The sequence below is a fragment of the Mesorhizobium sp. PAMC28654 genome (assembly GCF_020616515.1).
Taxonomy (GTDB): Bacteria; Pseudomonadota; Alphaproteobacteria; order Rhizobiales; family Rhizobiaceae; genus Mesorhizobium.
This window is the reverse complement of record NZ_CP085135.1, coordinates 196795-219427: the sequence shown is the minus strand read 5'-3', so window position 1 is coordinate 219427 and position 22633 is coordinate 196795. Positions and strand designations below refer to the sequence as shown.

19 protein-coding genes and 3 pseudogenes are annotated in these 22633 nt (G+C 61.8%); 10 read left to right on the top strand and 12 right to left on the bottom strand.

Going from position 1 to position 22633, the window contains the following annotated elements; genetic code table 11:
* Positions 1–18: 18 nt before the first annotated feature.
* The 3 genes from LGH82_RS01045 to LGH82_RS01035 all read left to right on the top strand — a co-directional run bounded on the left by LGH82_RS01045 (position 19) and on the right by LGH82_RS01035 (position 2509).
* Complete coding sequence (locus tag LGH82_RS01045; protein ID WP_227346921.1) at positions 19–714, top strand: fumarylacetoacetate hydrolase family protein; 696 nt, start codon at positions 19–21, stop codon at positions 712–714.
* Complete coding sequence (gene maiA / locus LGH82_RS01040; protein ID WP_227346920.1) at positions 711–1358, top strand: maleylacetoacetate isomerase; 648 nt, start codon at positions 711–713, stop codon at positions 1356–1358. Before LGH82_RS01045 ends, maiA begins: the two co-directional genes overlap by 4 nt.
* A 110-nt stretch (positions 1359–1468) precedes the next feature.
* The gene (locus LGH82_RS01035) at positions 1469–2509 is read left to right on the top strand and encodes a zinc-dependent alcohol dehydrogenase family protein (protein WP_227346919.1); all 1041 of its coding nucleotides are present in this window, start codon (positions 1469–1471) and stop codon (positions 2507–2509) included.
* Between the two features lie 25 nt (positions 2510–2534).
* Here LGH82_RS01035 and LGH82_RS01030 read toward each other — a convergent pair whose 3' ends face one another.
* The gene (locus tag LGH82_RS01030) at positions 2535–3398 is read right to left on the bottom strand and encodes a DMT family transporter (protein ID WP_227346918.1); all 864 of its coding nucleotides are present in this window, start codon (positions 3396–3398) and stop codon (positions 2535–2537) included.
* 105 nt (positions 3399–3503) lie between these two features.
* Between LGH82_RS01030 and LGH82_RS01025 the strand changes: the two are divergent.
* Both LGH82_RS01025 and cml read left to right on the top strand, forming a co-directional pair.
* A pseudogene (locus tag LGH82_RS01025) lies at positions 3504–4908 on the top strand (PLP-dependent aminotransferase family protein).
* A 272-nt stretch (positions 4909–5180) separates the two neighbouring features.
* The gene (gene cml / locus LGH82_RS01020; RefSeq protein WP_413771456.1) at positions 5181–6365 is read left to right on the top strand and encodes a CmlA/FloR family chloramphenicol efflux MFS transporter; all 1185 of its coding nucleotides are present in this window, start codon (positions 5181–5183) and stop codon (positions 6363–6365) included.
* Positions 6366–7128: 763 nt separating this feature from the next.
* Here the strand turns inward: cml and LGH82_RS01015 are convergent.
* On the bottom strand, positions 7129–8022 hold the full coding sequence (locus tag LGH82_RS01015) for a LysR family transcriptional regulator (RefSeq protein ID WP_227346916.1): 894 nt from the start codon (positions 8020–8022) through the stop codon (positions 7129–7131).
* Positions 8023–8161: 139 nt separating this feature from the next.
* On the opposite strand from LGH82_RS01015, the gene LGH82_RS01010 reads away from it, so the two are divergent.
* Complete coding sequence (locus tag LGH82_RS01010) at positions 8162–9634, top strand: MFS transporter (RefSeq protein ID WP_227346915.1); 1473 nt, start codon at positions 8162–8164, stop codon at positions 9632–9634.
* A gap of 17 nt (positions 9635–9651) precedes the next feature.
* Here the strand turns inward: LGH82_RS01010 and LGH82_RS01005 are convergent, their stop codons facing one another.
* The 3 genes from LGH82_RS01005 to LGH82_RS00995 form a co-directional block, all read right to left on the bottom strand.
* Positions 9652–10149 carry a MaoC family dehydratase gene (locus tag LGH82_RS01005; protein ID WP_227346914.1) on the bottom strand — a complete coding sequence of 166 codons (498 nt, stop codon included), beginning with the start codon at positions 10147–10149 and terminating at the stop codon, positions 9652–9654.
* A gap of 183 nt (positions 10150–10332) precedes the next feature.
* Positions 10333–10761: a phasin family protein gene (locus tag LGH82_RS01000; protein WP_227346913.1), complete on the bottom strand. Its 429-nt coding sequence runs from the start codon at positions 10759–10761 to the stop codon at positions 10333–10335.
* Positions 10762–10872: 111 nt separating this feature from the next.
* Positions 10873–12168 carry a DUF445 domain-containing protein gene (locus tag LGH82_RS00995; protein ID WP_227346912.1) on the bottom strand — a complete coding sequence of 432 codons (1296 nt, stop codon included), beginning with the start codon at positions 12166–12168 and terminating at the stop codon, positions 10873–10875.
* A gap of 364 nt (positions 12169–12532) precedes the next feature.
* On the opposite strand from LGH82_RS00995, the gene rirA reads away from it, so the two are divergent.
* Positions 12533–12997 carry an iron-responsive transcriptional regulator RirA gene (gene rirA, locus LGH82_RS00990; RefSeq protein WP_227346911.1) on the top strand — a complete coding sequence of 155 codons (465 nt, stop codon included), beginning with the start codon at positions 12533–12535 and terminating at the stop codon, positions 12995–12997.
* Between the two features lie 34 nt (positions 12998–13031).
* Here rirA and LGH82_RS00985 read toward each other — a convergent pair.
* The 7 genes and pseudogenes from LGH82_RS00985 to hemP all read right to left on the bottom strand — a co-directional run.
* Positions 13032–13154: pseudogene (locus LGH82_RS00985) on the bottom strand (iron ABC transporter); the annotation flags it as partial.
* A 19-nt stretch (positions 13155–13173) separates the two neighbouring features.
* A protein-coding gene (locus LGH82_RS00980; protein WP_413771415.1) for an IS3 family transposase occupies positions 13174–14270 on the bottom strand; the annotation gives its coding sequence in 2 pieces (ribosomal slippage) (positions 13174–14046 and positions 14049–14270; 1095 coding nt in all).
* Entirely contained in the window at positions 14173–15060 is an 888-nt protein-coding gene (locus tag LGH82_RS00975; protein WP_264484352.1) for a heme ABC transporter ATP-binding protein, read from the bottom strand. Before LGH82_RS00975 ends, LGH82_RS00980 begins: the two co-directional genes overlap by 98 nt.
* Positions 15061–15084: 24 nt before the next feature.
* Positions 15085–16188: a FecCD family ABC transporter permease gene (locus tag LGH82_RS00970; RefSeq protein ID WP_227346910.1), complete on the bottom strand. Its 1104-nt coding sequence runs from the start codon at positions 16186–16188 to the stop codon at positions 15085–15087.
* 11 nt (positions 16189–16199) lie between these two features.
* A complete protein-coding gene (locus LGH82_RS00965; RefSeq protein WP_227346909.1) occupies positions 16200–17126 on the bottom strand; it encodes a heme/hemin ABC transporter substrate-binding protein in 927 nt (308 codons plus the stop codon).
* Positions 17127–17139: 13 nt separating this feature from the next.
* Positions 17140–18201, bottom strand: coding sequence for a hemin-degrading factor (locus tag LGH82_RS00960; protein ID WP_227346908.1), 1062 nt, complete (start codon positions 18199–18201; stop codon positions 17140–17142).
* A gap of 8 nt (positions 18202–18209) precedes the next feature.
* A complete protein-coding gene (gene hemP / locus LGH82_RS00955; RefSeq protein WP_227346907.1) occupies positions 18210–18416 on the bottom strand; it encodes a hemin uptake protein HemP in 207 nt (68 codons plus the stop codon).
* 265 nt (positions 18417–18681) lie between these two features.
* On the opposite strand from hemP, the gene LGH82_RS00950 reads away from it, so the two are divergent.
* The 3 genes and pseudogenes from LGH82_RS00950 to LGH82_RS33440 all read left to right on the top strand — a co-directional run.
* A complete protein-coding gene (locus tag LGH82_RS00950) occupies positions 18682–20862 on the top strand; it encodes a TonB-dependent hemoglobin/transferrin/lactoferrin family receptor (protein WP_227346906.1) in 2181 nt (726 codons plus the stop codon).
* 5 nt (positions 20863–20867) lie between these two features.
* Positions 20868–21311, top strand: a complete 444-nt coding sequence (locus tag LGH82_RS00945) for a hypothetical protein (protein ID WP_227346905.1) — start codon at positions 20868–20870, stop codon at positions 21309–21311.
* Positions 21227–22555: pseudogene (locus LGH82_RS33440) on the top strand (TonB family protein); the annotation flags it as partial. The gene LGH82_RS00945 and the pseudogene LGH82_RS33440, both read left to right, overlap by 85 nt.
* Positions 22556–22633 lie beyond the last annotated feature (78 nt).

The window sequence follows — 22633 nt, the reverse complement described above, 5'->3', positions numbered from 1 at the left end:
TTGAAGCAGAGACCGCGCATGACAAAGTTCGTCCTTCCCCCGCCCGCAACGCCATCGGTTGCCATCGCCGGCACAAGCGAGCGTTTCGCGGTGCGCCGCATCTTCTGTGTCGGCCGCAACTATGCGGCGCATGCGCGCGAACTTGGAAATGACGAACGCGATCCACCCTTCTTCTTCACCAAGCCCGGCGACGCGGTGGTCGATTCCGGCACAGTTATCCCCTACCCGCCGCTGACCGAGAATCTGCATCACGAGATCGAACTCGTCGTCGCCATCGGCAAGGCCGGCTTCCGCATTCCTCTTGGCCGGGCACTGGACCATATCTGGGGCTACGGCGTCGGCATCGACCTCACCCGGCGCGATCTCCAGGAGGAAGCGAAGAGGGCGGCACGGCCGTGGGACTGGTCGAAGAGCTTCGACCGCTCCGCCCCTTGCGGCCCTCTCGTTCCCGCCACGAAATCCGGACATCCTGAAAAGGGCAGCATCTGGCTCGCCGTCAATGGCGAGATCAGGCAGGACGGCGACCTTGCCGAACTGATCTGGCCGATCGCCGATATTGTCTCGATCTGCAGCGAGGCGGTCGAGTTGAAGCCTGGCGACCTGATCTTTACCGGCACGCCGGCAGGCGTCGGTCCGGTCAATCCGGGCGAGACAATCACCGGCGGCGTCGACGGCATCGGCGAAATCGAGGTGACCATCGGGCCAGCCGAATGAGCGACATCGTCCTTCACAACTACTACCGCTCCTCCACATCCTACCGGGTGCGGATCGCGCTGGAGATGAAGGGACTGACCTACGATTACGTGCCGCATCATCTGCGCCACGGCGATCACCTGGAACCAGCTTATCTGGCGGTTAATCCGCAAGGACTGGTACCGGCGCTGATATGGGGCGGCACGCTGTTGACGCAATCGCTGGCGATCATCGAATTTCTCGACGAGACAAAGCCCGAGCCGCCGCTGCTCCCCCGGGATGCACTGGGTCGCGCGCGCGTCAGGATGCTGGCGCAGATGATCGCCTGCGACATCCATCCGGTGAACAATCTGCGCGTGCTGACGTCGCTGCGAACTTTGTTCGGCGCGGGTGACCAGGACATCTCCAACTGGTTCCGGCACTGGGTGAACGAAGGCTTCCAGCCGCTTGAAAAGATCCTCGCTTCCTCGGCCGAGACAAGGACGTTTTGCCATGGCGATGCTCCCGGCCTGGCGGATATCTGTCTGGCCGCGCAGGTCACCAACAATGCCCGCTTCAACATCGACATGACGCCCTACCCGACGATCGCGCGCATCAATACCGCCTGCATGGCGCTGCCGGCCTTCCAGAAGGCGGCTCCCCAGAACCAGATCGATGCCGAGTAGAAGGGCGATCCCGGCTGGCCAACGTTTGGCAGAATCGATTTCCAGTCTATGCGACAAGGAATCGGCTATCGTCGGCTGAACGCGGAAGTTGCGCTTGGGTGGAGTTGCCGATGAAAGCCGTTGTCTTTGAAAAATTCGGCGAGACGCCGACGATCCAGACCGTTCCCGACCCGAAGCCGGCTCCGGAAGGTGTCGTCATCAAGGTCGAGGCGACCGGGCTGTGCCGTAGCGACTGGCATGGCTGGATGGGTCATGACGATGATATCCGCCTGCCGCATGTGCCCGGCCATGAACTGGCGGGCGTGGTCGTGGCGGCCGGCAAGCGCGTGACGCGCTGGAAGGCAGGCGATCGCGTCACCGTGCCCTTCGTCGGCGGTTGCGGGCGCTGCTTCGAATGCACCTCGGGCAACCATCAGGTCTGCGAGCATCAGTTCCAGCCCGGCTTCACCGCCTGGGGCTCGTTCGCCGAATATGTGGCAATCGACTTCGCCGACACGAATCTCGTGCGCCTGCCGGAAGAAATGGAATTCGCCACCGCCGCCAGCCTTGGTTGCCGCTTCGTGACCTCGTTTCGGGCCATCGTCGACCAGGGACGGGTGAAGCCCGGCGAATGGGTGGCCGTTCACGGCTGCGGCGGCGTCGGCCTGTCGGCGATCATGATCGCCAGCGCCATGGGCGCCAATGTCATCGCCATCGACCTCACCGACGAGAAACTGGAGTTTGCCCGCAAGGTCGGCGCGGTGGCGACCATCAATGCTTCGACGACGCCCAACGTCGTAAAAGCCGTCAAGCAGATCACCGATGGCGGCGCGCACATGTCGATGGACGCGCTCGGCCACCCGACGACCTCGTTCAACTCGATCTCGAATTTACGCCGGCGCGGCCGTCACGTGCAAGTCGGCCTGATGCTTGGCGACCATGCCAGGGCACCCGTGCCGATGAGCAAGGTTATCGCCTTCGAGTTGGAAATTCTCGGTAGCCACGGCATGCAGGCCTTCCGCTATCAGTCGATGATGGAGATGATCCGCACCGGAAAGCTGAAGCCCGAATTGCTGGTCGGCAAGAAGATCAGCCTCGCAGAGGCACCGGCAGCCCTGATAGCGATGGGCGGGTTCGAGGGCATCGGCATTGGGGTGGTGACGAAGTTCTAGCAGGCAACGGCGTCGGAGCTACCCTCTATCTCGCAAACTTCTTCGCCCCGACCACGCACAGCACAACGCCGAGCGTGACGACGACCATCAGCGGACTGACCTGCTCATGCAGCAGCGTTGCCGCCAATCCCAGACCAAAGAACGGCTGCAGGAGCTGCAATTGCCCGACAGCAGCAATGCCGCCCTGCGCCAGGCCGCGATACCAGAAGACGAAGCCGATCAGCATGCTGAACAGCGAGACATAGGCGAGGCCGATCCAGGCGTTGGAGCCAACTCCGGCGAAGGATGGCGGCAAGGTCACGAAGGTCAGCACCAGCATGATCGGCAGGGACAATGTCAGCGCCCAGCAGATCACTTGCCAGCCGCCGAGCTTGCGCGACAGCGCGGCACCCTCGGCATAGCCAAGGCCGCAGACGATGATGGCGGCCAGCATCAAACCGTCACCGACCGGTGAAGCGGTCACCCCTTGAAACAGGGCAAAACCCGCGACCAGCGCGCTGCCCATGCACGAAAAAAGCCAGAAGGCCGGGCGGGGACGCTCGCCGCCGCGCAGCACGCCGAAGATCGCGGTGGCGAGCGGCAGCAGGCCGACAAAGATGATGGAATGCGCCGAGGTGACATGCTTCAGCGCCAGCGCGGTCAGCAAGGGAAAACCGACCACCACGCCAAGCGCGACGATCACCAATGACAGCAAGTCTCCCCGCTCCGGGCGCTTCTCGCGAAACACGAGCAGCAGCGCCAGACCGAGCAGGCCGGCTATCGCGGCCCGGGCGGAGGTCAGGAAGATCGGGTCGAAATCCATCACGGCCACGCGCGTCGCCGGCAGCGACCCACTGAAGATCAACACGCCGATGAAACCGCTCACCCAACCGCTCGCCGTCTTGTCCATTGCAGGCTTCTTCTGTTGGGCCTTGTATCGGGCCCGCCCCATGGTGTCGCCAGAGACAATGCAGTACAATTCCACAAAACTGTAACGGCCTCACGAGGAGTACAGATGGACGAGCAAACCATAAAGCTCGACGGCGGTGGAACGCTTGTCGAAGGCGTAATGGCCTCCATTCGCCAACGCATCGCGGCACGCGCGCTGACACCAGGCGCGCGACTGCCCTCGATCCGCGCCTTTCGCCCAGTCCATGCAGGTTTCCAAATCCACCGTGGTCGAAGCTTATGAGCGGCTGGCAGCCGAAGGCACGATCCGATCGCGGCCAGGTTCGGGCTTCTATGCCGCCGGACAGTTGGCGCCTTTGTCGCTGGCCGAGATCGGGCCTCGGCTGGACCGCGCCGTCGATCCGCTCTGGGTTTCGCGCCAATCGCTGGAAGCCGGCGACGACGTCCTGAAGCCCGGCTGCGGCTGGCTGCCGGCCTCATGGATGCCGGAGACCGGGCTGCGTCGAGCACTGCGGACAGTGGCGCGCGCCGATGATGTGACGCTCGCCGACTACGGCACGCCGCTCGGGCTGCCGCCACTGCGCCAGCTTCTGGCACGGCGCATGGCCGAGCACGGCATCGACGCCTCCCCCGACCAGATCATGCTGACGGAATCGGGCACGCAGGCCATCGACCTCCTGTGCCGGCTGCTGCTCGAACCCGGCGATACGGTGCTCGTCGACGATCCCTGCTATTTCAATTTCCATGCGCTGCTGCGCGCCCACCGGGCCAAGGTGGTCGGCGTTCCCTATACGCCGTCGGGGCCGGACATCGAGCTGTTCGCCCAGGCGCTCACCGAGCATCGGCCGCGCCTCTACATCACCAACTCCGCCATCCACAATCCGACCGGCGCGATCCTGTCGCCGGTCACCGCGCACCGGCTGCTGAAACTCGCCGACCAGTCGGACATGACCATCGTCGAGGACGATATCTTCGCCGATTTCGAACATACCCCTGCCCCGAGGCTGGCGGCGTTCGATGGTCTGAGCCGCGTCGTCCATATCGGCAGCTTCTCCAAGACGCTGTCGGCCTCGGTTCGCTGCGGCTTCATCGCGGCACCCCGCGACTGGATCGAGCGCCTCACGGACCTCAAGATCGCCACGACTTTCGGCGGCGGTCGGCTTGCATCGGAACTCGTACTGACCCTGCTGAAGGACGGCAGCTACCGCAAGCACATGGATTTGTTGCGGGCGCGGCTTTCACGCGCAATGCACGAAACAAGCGGCCGTCTGCGAGCGATCGGCATCACACCCTGGATAGATCAGCCGGCCGGCCTGTTTCTGTGGTGCAGCCTGCCCGATGGCGTCGATGCGGCTGAAATGGCCCGCCGGGCGCTGGCCGCCAAGATCGTGCTGGCACCCGGCAATGCGTTCAGCCTGTCCCAGACAGCCAGCCGGTTCCTGCGCTTCAACGTTGCACAGTCCGGGGACGATCGGATTTTCAGGACGCTCGAGGCGGCGATGGCGCGTTGATCTTGCTGATATCCGATCTCGCCGCGCCAAGCCTCGTCGGGTCGCGCGCCGAAACAAACCCGAAGGTTGCCGAGCCATGTCCGGCCTGATACTGGCTTTCCGCGCAGTGCACCACTGCATGACCACTTCGGGATAGAGCTATGGGAACCAGCAAGTCAGCAGACAAGTAAGCCGCAGCAACGCTTCGTTGTTGCGGCAGTCTGTCCCGTCATTCCTGATTTCGATGAAAACGGCAGATCGCCGCCAAATGTACCCATTTGAGCGGATGTTCAATCATGCCTTCTCCAAAATCCTGGACCTATTCCTTGCCGTCGGCGCTGTTGCTGATGGCTCCCTTCGACATCCTGGCTTCGCTGGCCATGGATATCTATCTGCCGGTCGTCCCGACCATGCCGGCAGCTCTCCAGACGTCGCCTGCCGTCATTCAGCTGACGCTGAGCCTGTACATGATCGTGCTTGGCTTGGGACAGATCCTTTTCGGCCCGATCTCCGACAGGATGGGCCGGCGTCCCGTACTGATCGGCGGCGCGCTCCTGTTCGCGGCCGCTTCCTTCCTGCTCGCCGGCACATCCGTGGCGACCGCCTTCGTTGTCCTGCGCGTGCTGCAGGCGATCGGAGCGTCAGCCATTCTCGTTGCGACGTTCGCTACGGTGCGCGACATCTATGCGCAAAAGCCGGAAGGTGCGGTTGTCTACGGCCTGTTCAGTTCCATGCTGGCTTTCGTGCCGGCGCTGGGGCCGATAGCCGGCGCGCTGATCGCGGACACTCTTGGCTGGCGCGCAATCTTCATCGCGCTCGGCATTCTGGCCGCTGCGGCAACGCTCAATGCGTGGCCAAGATGGCACGAGACTCGGCCCTCGACTGGCGTCAATCCCCGCGTTGCGTTCCGACCCATCCTCTCAAGCTTACCTTTCTGGACCTATACACTGGCCTTCAGTGCCGCCATGGGAGCCTTCTTCGTCTTCTTCTCGACGGCACCACGGGTTCTCATCGATCGTGCCGGCTTCTCCCAGGTCGGCTTCAGCCTCGCCTTTGCCACGGCGGCGCTGGTGATGATCGTGACCACACGTTTCGTCAAAGGGTTCGCCGCGCAATGGGGCACCGCAGGCAGCGCTGCCCGTGGCATGGCGATGCTGTTTCTGGGCGCGGCCCTGTTGGCGGTCGGGCAGATGATCGCGCAGCCCTCCTTCGCGACATTTGTGCTGCCGATGTGGGTCATCGCCATGGGCATTGTCTTCACCGTGTCGGTGACCGCGAACGGTGCACTTCAAGAGTTCAGCGATGTCGCGGGAACGGCGGTAGCGCTCTACTTCTGCATCCAAAGCCTTGTCGTTGGCATTGTAGGCACACTGTTTGTCATCTTGTTCGGTGGAGATACGGCGTGGCCATTGGTTGCCTACTGCACGGTCCTGCCGACGGTAGCATCAGGCGCACTCTGGATACTGCGGAAACGATAGCCAGCAAAGGCCGAGAATGGCAAAGGGGCGTCCGGCAAGCAATGGAGGCCCCCTGCTTCAATCGAATCCGCTATTTCACGGTGATGATAACTGTTGTCTCATTTATCTCTCCGCCGCCAAAATCAGAGCGAACAACGACCTGATCATCACCTTTGAAATCAGGAGACGGAGTGTAATAAACTCCAATTCCATTACCCAGGACAGAGTTGCATTTGTAGCGAGCATTGTCAGGTTTGAAGCTGGGATAAATTTTGGCTTGCTCAATCTTGGTGACCCCATGAGCCGGGCCTGACACAATCTGGACGGGCGGAGGCGCCAAGAAGTTACAATTGGGGTCCACTTGATAGTGCGAGGAAACCAGGACAGGCTTTCCTGAACTGGTAGTTTTTGTCCAGCTAAGATGACTGACATTACCACCCGAACTGGTTGTACACCCTGCAAGAAACAGAAAAAATATCGTCGAAGCCGACGAATGAACCTTATGCCTACGCATACATTCCCTCCCATTCCATATTCATCAGGACTTTCTATTGCATGCTTTCATCACCTCCCAGAAAAATGAACTTCACAAGTATTGGCAGATAGACGTTCCGTTAACCCATAACGACATGAAACGGACCTGGAAATCGAGAAAAATGCTCTCTTTCCAAAACAACGTTCGAACATATTAGCTGAAAGATCCGTCGGCGCACACCGTCAATTGGCTCCTCAGGCATGGAGCGGATGACCGCGCCGGCTTCGCACCCAGATGCGAGCGCGCCGATCATCGTGAGGCCGCGCACACCTCCCGCACGCAATCTCGCAACCAGCGCTGCGCCGGATCGGCATCGAGACGCGGGTGCCAGAGCATGGAGATGGTGACCTCGACGGTGGCGACTGGCAGTGGAAAGCTGTGCATGCCCGTGCGCGCGCCCTCGGTATGCCGCTCGGGAACGCTGGCGATCAGGTCGGATGCGCGTGCCAGGGCAAGCGTCGCCGAAAACCCGGCCACCATGCAGGCAACTGTCCGTTGGAGCCCAAGCCGCTCCAGGGCTTCGTCGATCGGCCCTCTCTCGCGGCCACGCCGGGAAACACTGATGTGGCGGCCGGAAGCGTAGCGCTCCGCCGTCACGATGCCATTGCTCAAGGGATGACCAGCCCGTACCGCGCCGATGAAGCGGTCGCGAAACAGCGCCTGAATGCGCATTTCCGGTCCGGTTTCACCGGCGACGCCGATTTCGAGATCAATCGCCGCTTCACGCAGCGACGTGACATCCTTGTCGAACTTCGGCGCGAAGCGCAGCCGCACGCGAGGCGCCTCGGCTTCGATACGGGCGACAAGGCGCGGCGCGAACTCCTCGACAAAGCTCTCATTGGTGCGCAGCGTGAAAATCCTGTCGAGGCTTGCAGGGTTGAGGAGCCTGGCAGGTCGCAGGAGCGTTTCCGCATCCTGGACCACACGGCCGGCCTGCTGTTGCAGTTCCTGGGCGCGCGGCGTGGGAACCAAGCCGCGGCCGGCGCGAACCAGCAGCGGATCGCCCGTCGCCTCGCGCAGCCGCGCCAGGGTCCGGCTCATCGCCGAGGGACTGAGGCGAAGACGGAAGGCGGCGCGCGCCACGCTGCCTTCCGTCAGCAGGACATCGAGGGCGACAAGCAGGTTGAGATCAGGTGAAGACATGACGGGATCGTAGCATGGATCCACAATGATGTGGCGTTTCATGCATGGATAGAATGCAAATGCTGCGCCTTCCGCCATATCAACTTGGTGACTAGCTTTCCAATGGCTCCGGTTTGGAGCTGTCGGAAAGGAGAGCATCTTGGCCATTGCTGAGCAAAGCCGCATCGAACTGATACCGGCGCCGGATGAGGTGCGATCCGCGGGATGGGCACTGGCAAGCCTGTCGCTCGCCACGCTCCTGTCTTCACTCGGAACCAGCATCGCCAGTGTCGGGCTTCCGTCGCTGATGCAGGCATTCGGTGCGTCGTTCCAGCTCGTGCAGTGGGTTGTCCTGGCCTATCTGCTCGCCATCACCACCTTGATCGTCAGCGCCGGACGGCTCGCCGACATGGTCGGCCGCCGGCCGCTGCTGCTTTGCGGCATCGCTTTGTTCACGGCGGCGTCGGTGCTCTGTGGCCTTGCGCCGACGCTGTGGTTGCTGATCGCGGCGCGGGCCGTGCAGGGACTAGGCGCGGCGATGATGATGGCCCTGACGCTCGCCTTTGTCGGCGAGACGGTTGCCAAGGCGAAAACCGGCAGCGCCATGGGTCTGCTCGGCGCCATGTCCTCGATCGGCACCACACTTGGTCCGTCGCTTGGCGGCCTGCTCATCGCCTGGCTCGGCTGGCGGGCGATCTTCCTGGTCAATGTGCCCCTGGGCTTGCTGACTTTCATTCTTGCCTATCGCACTTTGCCGGTTCGCAAAAAGACGACGAAGGCAGATGGCGGCGGTTTCGACGGCATCGGCACCACGCTGCTCGCGCTGACACTGGCCGCCTATGCGCTGGCCATGACGCTTGGCCGGGGCAGCTTCGGCTCCCTCAACATCGGCTTGCTCATCGCCGCGGCGGTCGGTGTGCTTCTGTTCGCCCTTGTCGAAGCTCGCATTGCCAACCCATTGATTCAGCCGGCAAAGTTTCGGGACAACACGTTGAATGCAAGCCTCATCATGAGCCTCGTCGTTGCCACGGTGATGATGGCGACGCTGGTGGTTGCCCCGTTCTACCTTTCGCGCGCACTCGGCCTGAACGCCGCCATGGTCGGGCTGGTGCTTTCGACCGGGCCGCTTGTCTCCTCCCTGTCGGCGCTGGCGGCTGGACGCCTGGTCGACCGCTTTGGCGCGCACCGGATGATGGTGGCGGGCCTGTTCAGCCTCGCCGCGGGCACCTTCCTCATGTCCTTGACAAGGACGGAGTTCGGCATTGCCGGCTATGTCGTGCCGATCACCGTCACATGCATTGGCTACGCCCTGTTCCAGACATCCAACAATTCAGCCGTGATGGGCGGTGTCGGCACGGACCAGCGCGGCGTGGTCTCCGGCCTGCTCAATCTGGCGCGCAATCTCGGCCTGATCACCGGCGCATCGGTGATGGGTGCCATTTTTGCCGTGGCATCGGCTGGGGGACAGGCGGGCGCGAGCGTCCTGACGGCAGCCGCCGCGACGCGGGGAATGCAGGTTACGTTTCAGACGGCCACGGGCCTGGCGCTGGTTGCACTGATCCTTGCGCTGCTCTCGGCTCGCACTGCGGCAAGGCGCATGCCCGCCAACTCATCCGCAGTCAAAGGTCCGTGATTTCGCCGAGACCCCTTTCAGGCCCCTGCCCGCCTGCGGCGCTCATAGAGCATGACGAGTGTCTCGGCTGTGAGCGCGGGCTTCGATTCGCCCTCGATCTCGATCGTGTTCGCGGCTTTCATCAGATACTGGCCTGGGCCCATAACCTCCATCGAGATCAGGGTGGCGCGCAGCCTGATGCGCGCGCCAACCTTGACCGGCGCCAGGAAACGCACCTTGTCGAAGCCATAGTTGAAGGCTGCCTGGGTGTTTTCCGGCACGATCCCCATGCCGAGCGCCAGTGCACCGATGATGGACAGCGTCAGATAGCCATGCGCTATCGTCGTACGAAACGGGCTTTGCCGCCGCGCTCTTTCAGGATCGACATGAATCCATTGATGGTCGCCCGTGCATTCGGCGAACTGGTTGATGCGGTTCTGATCGACCGTCGTCCAATCCGAGACACCAAGTTCCTGCCCGGACATGGCCGTGAGCTGTTCGTACGTCGGCGGCGCCTTGGGCCGTGTTTCCGTCATTCCTGCTTTCCCGATGACATCTCCCGCCTCCGGACCACGAACCGACAGCCTCTGTCAATTCGCTCCGCGTGATTCCGTTCCGCAAAGCGCGGTTTGCCACGGCGAGTTGCGGATCATTCGCAAGCATCGCGCGTTGACAGCGGACATATGAACGCCGTCACAGGTATCCCGAAAGTCGATGGTTCACTTCTTATCGTAGCCGGCGCGGATTTCCTCCATCGCGGCCTTGATGCGCTCCCGCAGGATCTCGACGGATTCGGTACCGGATTTTTTGACCAGTCCGGGCACTTCTTCGGCATTCTTCAACGCGGCCTCGAAGGATTTCCTGGCGAACTCGGTTTGCTTGGCCATCAATTCCTGCGGATTACCCGGAGCCCTGTAGCTCTGCGCCATGTCGGTGATTTCGCGCAGCGTATCCTGCAGCATCTCGCGCTGTCTCGACATCAGCGACGTCGCACCGGCCGCACTTGCCCTGGCCGACTTCTCCAGCGCCTCGAGATTCTTGCGGTGGTGCGCGAGGATCGCCTCCACATCGACATTCGGCACCTTCAGGTCGCGGCCGAACCTGCCGAACATGTCCATGAATGAATCTGAATCCGGTTGTTTTGCCATGATTTTTCGCTCCCTGTTGCCGCGATGCGGATGCCCTTTTCCCGAGAATAGCACTCGCGCGTCGCGTGTCTATGAAGACATGCCTCAAAGCCCGGTCGAGCCAGAGGTCGGTCAATTGGGGAGAAACAGCCGCTCCGCCACATAGAGCACGACACCGGCGATACCGCCGATGATCATGCCGTTGAACCGGATGTATTGCAGGTCCCTGCCGATGTTCATTTCGATCAGCCGCGTCAGTTGGCCCAGATCCCAGCGCTTGACCTGGTCGGCGATGAATTTCGAGACACCGCTCTTCTGGCTGTCGACGAAGGAGGCAAGTGCTACGACGAAACCCTGGTTCATGTCGGCCCTGATCTGCGCATCATCGGCAAGATGGCGGCCGACCTCGACGAACATCTCGGTGAGATGGGTGCGGATCATCGAATTTGGCGCCTTCGCGTCCTGTTCGATGAACAGGCTGAGGCTTGCCCACATATCACCGGCCAGCGCTTTCAGCTCGGGCCTTTCGAGAAAATCGCGTTTCAGCTTCTCGGCACGCCTGGCATATTGCTTGGATGTCCTCAGCCGCTCGATGAAGGTTTCCGCAAAGCGGTCGAATTCCCCACGCATCGGGTGATCGGGATCGGCCCGTACTTCGTCGAGCAACGAGCTCGCGGACGCCACGATCTTCTTCAAGAGGTAGGCGTCGGCGCGAAACAGGTTGAACAGCGACGGCAATTCCTCGCGGATCTTCTCGCGCATGGTTGCCAGCGCCTGCTCGTCGTTCAGGAACCGGCCAATGACCTTGATGAACTCGTCGAAGAGTTTCTGGTGACGGCGGTCATCGGTCAACGTCGACAACAAATCGGCGAAGAGCGGCGCCAGTGGTATCTTTTCGACCTGCTCCAGCATGCGGCTGGTAACGAAGCCACGCAGGCCCGACTGCTCGACGGCCGCCAGTGTCTGCGGCACCAGCCGGCTGACAAAGTGGGACAGGCCAGCCGCCCGGCTGGGATCGGCCAGCCAGTCGGCGACGAGCGCCGAAAAATCCACTTCGGCCAGCTTTTCCCGTACCGGCTCAGGCGCCAGGAAATTGACCTCGATAAAGCGGCCGAAATTGTCGGCGATGCGGGTCTGGTTTGCCGGGATGATGGCCGTGTGCGGGATCGGCAGGCCAAGCGGTCGCTTGAACAGCGCCACCACCGCATACCAGTCGGCCAGCCCGCCGATCGTAGCGGCCTCGGCGAAAGCAGCGACGTAGCCCAACCACGGATAAATGCCCTCGCACGACTTTGCCGCGGCAAAGATCAGAACGCAAAGCACAAGCGCTGCCGTGGCGATGAATTTGGTGCGCCGCAACGCCGAAAGCTTGGCGCCCGCGTCGGCATCGAGCCGGACGGGACCCAGGGCCGGGACCGATTGTGACATGGACAGGCCGCTCCTCGTCTATCTTGCGGACATATCTAGTGTCCCGCCCGCCCGAATGCCCACCGAATCGGAAAGCTGGTTCACGTTTTGCAGTGCCGCGCACGTAAAGTTGACGAGGATATTCATCTATTATGGCTAGCCAGTCTGGAATTATTCCAAAGTATGGGCCATATTCCGCCGCAGCCGGTGTGGCGAATCTGAAATTCGTATTGCCTGGGAGCAGCGCAAGAGCGAATTCAGGTTCGGAGCCAGACTAGCAAACAATTGAAATCTGGTGTGGTTTTGGATTTGCAATTTCTGAAGGCCGATGCCGTAGACATGGCAGACTTTCAAATCCGCCAAACCTGGGCTTGGTGAGGACAAAATGCGGCTTACGCGTCAGACTAACTATGCCATGCGCATCTTGATGTATTGCGCCGCCAACAACGACCGGCTGAGCCGTATCCCAGAGATCGCCGCCGCGTACACCGTGTCCGAGCTTTTCCTGTTCAAGATCCTGCAGCCCCTGGTCGAGCATGGCCTGGTCGCGACCGTCCGCGGTCGCAATGGCGGCGTCAAACTTGGCCGCGCGGCTGAATCCATCAGCCTGTTCGATGTCGTGCGCGTGACGGAAGAGAGCTTCGCCATGGCCGAATGCTTCGAGAACGATGCCGCCGAATGTCCGCTGGTCGACAGCTGCGCGCTGAATTCCGCATTGCGCGAGGCGCTCAACGCGTTCTTCGCTGTGCTGGAGCGCTACACGATCGCCGATCTGGTGGCGGCGCGGCCGAATGTGCGCAACCTGCTCGGCATCGACATGCTGGAACTGCGCCGAGCCCCAGCCGCCTGAATCCTTGGCGGCTTGAGTTTTCGACGTCGGTCAGTCAGGCCGCCGATTGCGGCAGCACGAATGGCGCGTTGCCGGCCGGCAGGACGCCGACCCTGAGACGGCAATCAAAGACCTGTTCGATCAGTTCATCGCTCAGTACATCTGGACTTGCTTCGGTAAAGTGGAGAGCGGGTTGCTCATTCGGCGGCGTTTCGCTCGAACTGCATCGGGCTGATGTAGTCGAGCGCGGAATGCCGCCGGATGGGATTGTAGAAGCCGTCGATATATCGGGCAATGGCGGCTTGGGCATCGGCGCGGGTAAGGAAAGAGGTGCGCCAGATCAGTTCAGTTTTCAGCGTCTTGAAGAATGTTTCGACCATGGCGTTATCAAAGCAATTGCCCTTGCCTGACATTGAGATGATGACGCCGGCGGCACGCAATTCGGCTTGGTAGTCGATAGAACAATATTGGCTGCCGCGGTCGGAGTGGTGAATGAGGCCGGGTTCCGGCTGCCGCATGACGAACGCCTTGTTGAGCGCTGCCAGAGCCAGGCTGCGGTGTAGCCGGTTGCCAGCAGCCCAGCCAACGACCTTGCGGGCAAACAGATCGATGACGACAGCAAGGTACAACCAGCCCTCCCGCGTCCAGATGTAGGAGATGTCGGCACCCCATTTCTGGTTGGGACCAGTGGCGGCAAAATCCTGGTCGATGACATTGGGGGCAACCGGAAAGGCGTGTTCGCTGTCCGTCGTGCGCTTGAACCGCCGCTTCTGTCTTGCCTGGAGGCCATTCTCCCGCATCAGACGCGCCGTTCGTCGCCGGCCAATGGCAAAGCCATTGTCTTGCAGTTCCCGCGTCATGCGCGGGCTACCATAGGTTCCGTTCGACAGCGCGAACGACGATCGCACATGCGCCAGCATTATCATGTCGTCGCGCTGCCGGCGGCACGCCGGCCGGCGCCCCCAGGCAAAGTAGCCGCTCGGGCTGACACCCAGCGTCGCGCACAAACGGTCCACAGGGAAATCCTTCTTCGCCTGGTCGATGAGCGCGAACCTCACCGACTTCCCTCCTTGACGAAAAAAGCCGTCGCCCGTTTCAAGATATCCCGCTCCTGCCGAAGGATTTCATTCTCCCGCCGCAGCCGTTTCAATTCAGCGGCGACATCAGCATCAGGCGGACGCCCAGGATCGCCCATCTCACGATCCAGCTGCCGACCCATCCATCGCGTCAGCGTCGAGAAACCAACACCAAGATCCTCCGCGATCTGCCGCTTCGTCCGACCGCTCGTTCGCACAAGGCCAACCGCCTCCGCCTTGAACGCATCCGTAAACTGTCTCTGTTTCGTCATCGAGGTCGCCTTTCATCAGAAGGAAACTCTCCACTTTTTCGGGGCAAGTCCAATCCTTTGGCGAGCCGGTCGCGGCCAGCCTGCCGCGATGCATGACAAAAATCCGGTCGGCATACATGGCCGTCAGATTGAGGTCGTGCAGGATGGCAATGACGCCGCCGCCTCTTCTGGCAAAATCCTGGGCGATGTTCATGATGATCAGCTGGTGCTTGATATCGAGGCTGGACACCGGCTCGTCGAGGAACAGGTAGCGCGGCTTGCCGTCGAGCACCGGTGCCCAGACCTGGCAGAGCACACGAGCAAGCTGGACGCGCTGCTGCTCGCCACCGGAAAGCTCCTGGTAGAAACGTCCCGCGAATCCATCGAGATCGACACGCGCCAGCGCTCGCTCGGGCAGGCGCGCGTTTTCGCCCGGCAACACGCCGGAACGTCCGCCGATGAGTCCGAGCTTGACGATCTCGCGGACAGTGAAGGGAAAGGACAACATGGTTGCCTGCGGCAGCACGGCGCGCAGCGTTGCGGTCTCGACTGGCTTCATGGCCCCAAGATCGCGGCCGTTGACAGCGACGCGGCCCGTATAGGCAAGCTCGCCCGACAGCGCCTTGAGGAAGGTCGTCTTGCCCGAACCGTTGGGGCCGACAATCGCCGCGATCTCGCCCGGCCTCGCCTCGAAATCGACATTGGCGACAATGCGTTTGCCGCCGATCGCCACCGAAACATCCCGACCTTCGATCATGCCCGCTCTTCCATCATGACAACCTCATAGGTCTATGACGCCACGCTTGCGCAGCAGGATCCAAAGGAAGAACGGCGCGCCAGCGATCGCGGTGACGATGCCGATCGGCAACTCGGCGGGCGCCACGATGGTGCGAGCGACGGCATCGGCCAGCAGCAGCAGCGCCGCACCAAGCAGCGCCGACGCTGGCAGCAGGTATCGATTGTCCGGGCCGATCAGCAGGCGCAGCAGATGCGGCACCACGATGCCGACAAAGCCGATACCGCCGCTGACGGCGACGGACGCGCCAACCGCCGCCGAGACGCCAATGATTGCCACATATTTCAACCGCTGCACCGCTATGCCGAGATGACCGGCGGTCGCCTCGCCCAGCGACAGCGCGTTGAGGCCCCGCGCCAGGAAGGGCATCCCGGCCAGCGCCAGCACGATGACCGGCCCGACGGAACCGATCTTCTGCCATGTCGCGCCGCCCAACGATCCGAGCTGCCAGAAGGTCAGGTCGCGCAACTGGCGATCGTCGGCCATGAAGATCAGGATGCCGGTCAGCGCCATGGCCAGCGCCGCCAGCGCTATGCCGGCCAGCAGCATGGTGGCGACGGAGGTCTGCCCCCGCCGCGTGGCGACCTGATAGAGCACCAGTGTTGTGGCCAGGCCGCCGCAGAAGGCCGCGAGCGGCAGGGCAAGCGTGCCCAGCGCCAAGGTGATCGGCGCCAGCACGGTGCCGCCAAGCACAATGATGGACACGGCACCAAGGCTTGATCCCGCCGAAACACCGATCAGGCCAGGGTCCGCCAGCGGATTGCGGAACAGGCCCTGCATCACCGCCCCGGAGACGGCGAGCGCTGCCCCGACCAGCATTCCCAGGATAACGCGCGGCAAGCGGATGTCGTAGACGATCAGGCTGTCGCGTGCACTCAGCGCCGCGTCGCCCGGTACCGTGCCGAACAGCCAGTCACGAATAACGCTGACGGCCGACGCATCGGACGCGCCGGAGGTCAGCGATATCAGCACGGCAAGGCCGAGCCCCAAGCACAACAGAAGAATAACGATGCGGGCACGTCCCGAACGATCGCCTTCGGATGCAGTCGCCATACCCTTTGCCGGACCGGCGATCGATTGATCGACCATGATATGTCCGCTCAGTCCGTGACCTGAGCGCCATAAAGCGAAACGGCGAGCTCGTGGATAGCGTCCGCCGTACGGGGGCCGAAGCCAAGCAGGTAGCTGCCGTCCATGCGAATGATCTTGCGCGCGGTGCCAGCCGGTGTCGAGGCGATGGACGGATTGCCGAACAACTCCTCATCCGATGTGGGTGGGCCAGCATTGTTCATCATCATGATGACGTCGGGCTTGGCGGTGACGATCGCCTCGTCCGACATTTGCTTGTAGCCGGAAAAGCCCTCGACCGCGTTGGTGCCGCCGGCCAGCTTGATGATGCCGTTGGCGGCGGTGTCGCTACCGGCGGCAAGGATCTTGCCTCCCTGCATCGACAGCACGAACAGGATGCGCTTGCGCTCCTTGATCGACGCGGTCTGTTTCTCGACCGCCTTCAGCTTGGCGTCGACCTCGGCAGCCAGCGCATCGGCCTTGGCGTCGGCGCCGAGCGCCTTGCCGACGAGGCGGATCTTTTCCAGGATGCCTTCATTGTCATAGTGCTCGGGCACCTCGATGAAGGGGATGCTCGTCTTCTTCAGCACGTCGACGGCTTCCTTCGGGCCACTGCCATGCAACGCCAATATGCCGGTCGGGTTGACCGACAGGACGCCCTCCGGCGACAGCTGACGCATGTAGCCGACATCCGGCAGCTTCAGTGCGGCTGCCGGAAAATAGCTGGTCGAATCGCGCGCCACCAAATGGTCCTGTTCGCCGAGCGCATAGACGATCTCGGTGATCGACCCGCCGACGGCCGCGATCCTAGATTTGTCCGCGAAGACGGCAGTGCCTTCCGTCGCCCGGGACGGCATAACCGCTGCCACGGCGATAGAAAGACCGATCGCCGGCAAAAGTGCCAGCCTTAAGACGGGCGCGAATACGGACGTCGGCGCCAGTCTGGAAAGGGAAATCATTGTCGTTTCGTCCTCAGGCTGCGGTCGGGCTTGGGATGCGTGGCAGGTTCTCGACAAGGAAGCGCCAGTCGTCACGCTCGCCTTCGCCTTCATGGCGCTTGCCAAAGAACTGGATGATCATGTTGCCATCGGCGCCATAGACCTCGATAGACGTGACATGGCCGTCCTTGGTCGGTTTGCGCACGGCCCAGACCTCATGGATGTGGTCGGTTCGCAGGTGCAGGTGGAATGTCTCGTCCAGCACATTGATCCACGGCCCCGTCGGCTTGATGGACTTGACCGGTCCGGAATGAATCTGGATGCAGCCGCGATTGCCGACAAAGCACATGATCGGCATCTCGCCCTCGGCGGCGTGATGGAACATGGCTCCGACGGCATCATTGTCGAGCAGCCAGGCATAGTCCTGGCCAACCATCCGCACCGCTTGCCTGCGGCTGAGCTTCAGCGTCTTCAGCATGCCGAAGAACTGATGCACATCGGTCAGCTGGCTCCAGCGATCGCGCAGATCATCGAGACTGGCGGACGCATCCGGATTTTCGACATCATCCGAGACCTTGGCTCCTGAAATGGCAACCGTCGGCTCCTGGTTCGACGATTCCAGCTCGGCCACCAGCTTCTGGTAGGCATAGAGGTTGGATGCGGGGCGCAGATGCACCTTGTGCACGGCCTCGCCCGCATCATCGAAGAACTGCAGGCTGCGGCGGATCTCGCCGCCGTCGCGCTTTTCCACGGCAAAGCCATGCGCCCATATCTTCGGGAATATGCGCAGGTCGATATTCTCGCCGAGTACCATGGCATTGTGGTTGCCGGTGACGACCTTGTCGTAGACGCCGATCTTCTCGTGAACGGCGCTTTCGTTGCGGGTCAGCGCCATGACTTCGCCAACCGTTTCGAGGCCGGTCAGGAGGTCATTGACGCGTGGCTCGATGCGGACGACGCCGTCGCCGCAATGCGCGGCCACCAGTTCGGCTTCCGAAATGCCGAGCTGGGCCGCGAGGTCACGCTCGCGCGTTTTCGGATTGTCTGTCCGCGCCCGCCGGATTTCGTGCGGAGCGGGTTTTACGCGCTGGTCCATGTCTACCCCTACTTGTTGAGAATGAGCTTGCCCTGGCGGGTGATCTTCAGCCGATAGAGCGCGCCGTGATGTTCGATGCCGATCTCGTGCTCGCCCTGGAACAGTGAGTTGCTGGACAGGGTTCGCACCGCCAGCGGAACCCGGTCGAAACGGACGGAGGCATCGTCGGAACGGCGGACGCGATAGCGAAAATCATTGGGATTGTGCGTGTTCATCTGGATCGATCCCTTTCCTGTGCCGGGCGTCTGGCTAGGCGTTGCGTAGATTGCCGATTCATTTCTTGACTTGAATAATCATGTTTACTAGTCAGTGCAATACCGGACTAAACGAGTCAACATTTAAGACGCCGGACATGATGAAAAATGCCAGCAAGCGCCAAGCCAGCCAGCATGAAACCTGAATTTTTGGAGTTGGGGCATGGGGTTGGTACATTGGGGACGGCTGGGGCTGACTGAAAACACGGCCCCCGCGCATCGGCCCATGGCAAAAGGAATGGCCGCATTGCTGGCCGGCGTGGCCGCGATCACGCTGCTGGCACCACACGCTAGCGCGCAACAGGCACAGGCGCCGACGGATCAGCAACAGGCCGAAACGAAGAAGGCCGAAGAAGCCAAGGCCGCCCCAACGGGCGTAACGCTGCTCGACAAGATCCTGGTCATCAGCCGAACCGGCGAGACGGCGATCGAATCGCTGGCCTCCGCCAGCCATGTGGATCAGGAACAGCTTGACCGCCGGATGGCGACGACTCCAAACGAGATGCTGCTGGGTGTGCCAGGTGTCGCTGTCCAGGCCGACGCAAGGCGCGTGAGCTCCAGCATCAACATCCGCGGCCTGCAGGATTTCGGCCGTGTCGCGGTCATCGTCGATGGTGCGCGGCAGGATTTCCAGCGCTCCGACCATGGCACGCAATCGACCTTCTACATCGATCCCGAACTGGTCAAATCCGTCGACGTCATCCGCGGGCCGGTAGCCAATACCTATGGGTCGGGCGCGATCGGCGGCGTCGTCTTCTTCGACACCAAGGATGCCGAGGACTTCCTGAAGCCTGACGAAACCTGGGCCGCGTCGGCGACGGGGCGCTACGAGAGCAATGGCAAGGGCTGGACCACCAGCGCGTCTGGCGCCTACCGGTTCAACGAGAACTGGGATGCGCTGGGCAACATCGTCTACCGCAACTATGACAACTACAAGGATGGCGGTGGCGACACCGTCAACGGCACCGGCTTCGACGTGCTGAGCGGACTGCTCAAGACGACCATTCGCCCCAGCGAAAACAGTGAACTGAAGCTCGGCTGGACAGGTTCAAGCGATAGCTGGAACGAAATCAGCGGTGGCAAGCCAGTCTACGACGTCGACATGAAGCAGAACACCTTCACAGCCCGCTACAACATCACCGACGACGCGAAGAGCTGGCTCGATCTGCACATCAATACCTCCTACAACAAGACCAATCTCAACCAGGTCGCGCTTGTTCCGATCCCAGACCGCTTCGATCCGATCACAGGTGTGCCGGTGGTCCTGCCCGCCGGCTCGAGATCATCCTTCGACATCGGCACGTCCGCGATAGACATCTGGAATACGTCGCGGTTCGAAACCTCTGGCATCGCACATGAACTGACTTATGGCGGTGACTGGGTAGGCGACAAGGTCAAGACAGACGGCACGGCCGGCGGCGACAGTTTCTACACGCCCTCAGGCAAGCGAAACGTCTCCGGCGCCTACATCCAGGACAAGCTTACCTGGAACTGGCTCGAGGTGATCACGGGCCTGCGCTACGACAATTACAGCCTGAAAGGCACCAAGTCGGAAACGTCTGGCGATCGCGTGTCGCCCCGCGTCACGGTCGGCGTTTCGCCGTTCGAAAGCGTCGGCCTCGCGGGTCTGCAATTCTACGGCACCTATGCCGAGGGCTATCGCTCGCCTTCGCTGACAGAAACCTTCATCAGCGGAAATCATCCCGCCGGCGTTTCGTTCCCCTTCCTGCCCAATCCCAACCTGAGGCCAGAAACCGGTAAGACGACCGAGTTCGGGGTGAATTACAAAGCGAATGACATCCTCGAGCCGGGCGATGCATTCCGCCTCAAAGCGGCATATTTCAACAATGACATCGATGACTATATTGGTATAGTCAGGTTGTCGCCTTTTGTGCCGGGAAGTGGTTGCACAATGGGATTTGGCCCTCCATTTTGCTATCAGTATCAGAACTTCGCCAATGCCAAGATCAACGGGTTCGAACTCGAAACCGTGTATGATGCGGGATGGGGCTACGCCGGGCTCTCGGCATCGATCATCGATGGCCACACCATTTCCACCAAGGGCGTTCAGGCTGGCTTGCTGACCATACCGTCGTCGCAGGTCACGGCACAGCTTGGTCTGCGCTTCCTGGAGGACAAGCTAACCGTCGGCGGCGAGGTGCAGTACAACGGCAAGCCGAAGGACAATCCGATCGCCGAGGACTACACGCTGGTCAATGCCTTCGTCAGCTACCAGGCGACCGACAATTTGAAGATTGATTTCCGCGCCGACAACCTGTTCGATGTCAAATACGCCAACCCGCTCAACATCGTCCCGGCCACCACGCCCGGCGCCGCTCCGGTCTTCGCGGCCTACGAGCCTGGCATAACCCTGAAGTTGGCGGCAACGATGCGTTTTGGAGGCTGATGACAATGACGAGCTTGACGACATCGCTTCGTCTGCTGACCTCGGCGCTGGCGATGTCGCTTGCGACGGTACCGGCGTGGGCTCAGCAGTCCGCGCCGGTCCCAGCCCTGAGCCTCGAACTCAATGGCGCGCAACCTTCCGACAAGGGCTGCCGCCTGACATTCGTGGTCAACAACAATCTGGGCGCCGACCTGTCCAAGGCGGCGTTCGAGATCGCGCTGTTCAACGAGGCCGGTGTCGTCGACCGGCTGACCGTGCTCGACTTCAAGGACCTGCCCGCCGGCAAGACCAAGGTGACGCGCTTCGACCTGGCCGGCACCGACTGCGCCAAGATCAGCCGCGTGCTGATCAACAGCGCCACGGAATGCGCCGGCGCGGGCGTCGAGCCCAATGCCTGCATGCGCAAACTGAAGACGGATTCCAAGACCGGCATCGCTTTCGGCATCTGAGAGGGCCGTTGGGACTGGAGGTCGCATTCACTCGAAACATCATCGCCCGGCCGCTGGCCGGCCCAGGAGCGCTATCGTTCGAGGCAACTGATCTTGATTTGACAAGCCCGAACGGCTCGCGGCAGTTTCCCGCCCGCGACATGCCGGAAATCAATCCCCCCCCCGAAGCCAGCAGTGAACTGGCGATAACGCCAGCGGAGCCGCTTATATCGACGCGGCCATCGGCCCGAAATTACAAATGGACGGCGGCGATCGTCGCCTCCGGCCTGCTGCATGCCGCGTTGGCGGCTGCCTTCCTCATCGCTACCGATGGGACATTCAGGTCCAAGGACAGCAGCCAGATCGAAGGCGCGGACCAATCGGGAGACATGGTCGCCGGCAATGGCTCGGAGATGCAGGCTGCCGCGGGCAACCCTCTACCGCCCGACGTAACGCCCGTCACCCTAGTCACCATGCCCGACCCGAAGCCTGCCAAGAGGGTGGAGGCTGAGCCTGTTCAAACGACGCAGACGGTAGAGCCGACGGACGATGCGAAAACGGACACTCCCGTCACCGAAGCGTCGCAGCCCGTACCGGACGCGACGCAGCAGCCGGTCGCCGTGCCTGAGGCGACGGAACCGGTGGCAAACGAAACGGCGGCCGCTGACCCAAGCCCGGAAATCCTGACGGCGCAAACATTGTCCGACAAGGATGGCGCCGCCAAGAAATCACCTCCGCCGTCGCAAAAGGTTGAAGTGATGGAGGTTGCCAAGGCTGAACCAGCAAAAGAGGCACCAACCACCCCTACCATGCAGAAGCAGCTGGAACAGACCGGGAAAAGCGCCTCTTCGCCCACTCAGGACACCGCGGCAGAGCCTGAGAAGCCGATCGCCAAACCAAACAGACCGAAATCCAAGCCTGGTTCCGGCGGTGAGAGTAAAACAAACGTCCCCAATGGCTTGGCGGACGGCGCCAATGACAACCGTGTGGTAGCAAGCACAGGGGGCCAAAAATCCGTTGGCAACGCGTCAGCTTCCAACTACCCCGGAAAAATCGCCGAGAAGCTAAGGCGTGTCCAGCGAGGTATTTCCAACGCGACACGTGCCAAGGCGCTTAACAATGCCAGGATCTCCTTTGTGATCGACGCTGCCGGCAATATTGCCGACATCCGTCTCGTCAAGAGTTCAGGCTCATCAGAGTTGGATCAAGCCGCACTTGGCATCATACAGAAGGCATCGCCCTTTCCCCCCATTCCACCAGATGCCGGTCGCACAAATTGGGCTTTCACCCGATCGGCCCGTTCTCGACAAACTGAGCACATCCATCACCACCATCACAATCCG

Coding starts and splice junctions, on each gene's coding strand:
- LGH82_RS01045 (WP_227346921.1), top strand. CDS start 19: ATGACAAAGTTCGTCCTTCCCCCGCCCGCAACGCCATCGGTTGCCATC.
- maiA (WP_227346920.1), top strand. CDS start 711: ATGAGCGACATCGTCCTTCACAACTACTACCGCTCCTCCACATCCTAC.
- LGH82_RS01035 (WP_227346919.1), top strand. CDS start 1,469: ATGAAAGCCGTTGTCTTTGAAAAATTCGGCGAGACGCCGACGATCCAG.
- LGH82_RS01030 (WP_227346918.1), bottom strand. CDS start 3,398: ATGGACAAGACGGCGAGCGGTTGGGTGAGCGGTTTCATCGGCGTGTTG.
- LGH82_RS01015 (WP_227346916.1), bottom strand. CDS start 8,022: ATGTCTTCACCTGATCTCAACCTGCTTGTCGCCCTCGATGTCCTGCTG.
- LGH82_RS01005 (WP_227346914.1), bottom strand. CDS start 10,149: ATGACGGAAACACGGCCCAAGGCGCCGCCGACGTACGAACAGCTCACG.
- LGH82_RS01000 (WP_227346913.1), bottom strand. CDS start 10,761: ATGGCAAAACAACCGGATTCAGATTCATTCATGGACATGTTCGGCAGG.
- LGH82_RS00995 (WP_227346912.1), bottom strand. CDS start 12,168: ATGTCACAATCGGTCCCGGCCCTGGGTCCCGTCCGGCTCGATGCCGAC.
- rirA (WP_227346911.1), top strand. CDS start 12,533: ATGCGGCTTACGCGTCAGACTAACTATGCCATGCGCATCTTGATGTAT.
- LGH82_RS00975 (WP_264484352.1), bottom strand. CDS start 15,060: ATGATCGAAGGTCGGGATGTTTCGGTGGCGATCGGCGGCAAACGCATT.
- LGH82_RS00970 (WP_227346910.1), bottom strand. CDS start 16,188: ATGGTCGATCAATCGATCGCCGGTCCGGCAAAGGGTATGGCGACTGCA.
- LGH82_RS00965 (WP_227346909.1), bottom strand. CDS start 17,126: ATGATTTCCCTTTCCAGACTGGCGCCGACGTCCGTATTCGCGCCCGTC.
- LGH82_RS00960 (WP_227346908.1), bottom strand. CDS start 18,201: ATGGACCAGCGCGTAAAACCCGCTCCGCACGAAATCCGGCGGGCGCGG.
- hemP (WP_227346907.1), bottom strand. CDS start 18,416: ATGAACACGCACAATCCCAATGATTTTCGCTATCGCGTCCGCCGTTCC.
- LGH82_RS00950 (WP_227346906.1), top strand. CDS start 18,682: ATGGCAAAAGGAATGGCCGCATTGCTGGCCGGCGTGGCCGCGATCACG.
- LGH82_RS00945 (WP_227346905.1), top strand. CDS start 20,868: ATGACGAGCTTGACGACATCGCTTCGTCTGCTGACCTCGGCGCTGGCG.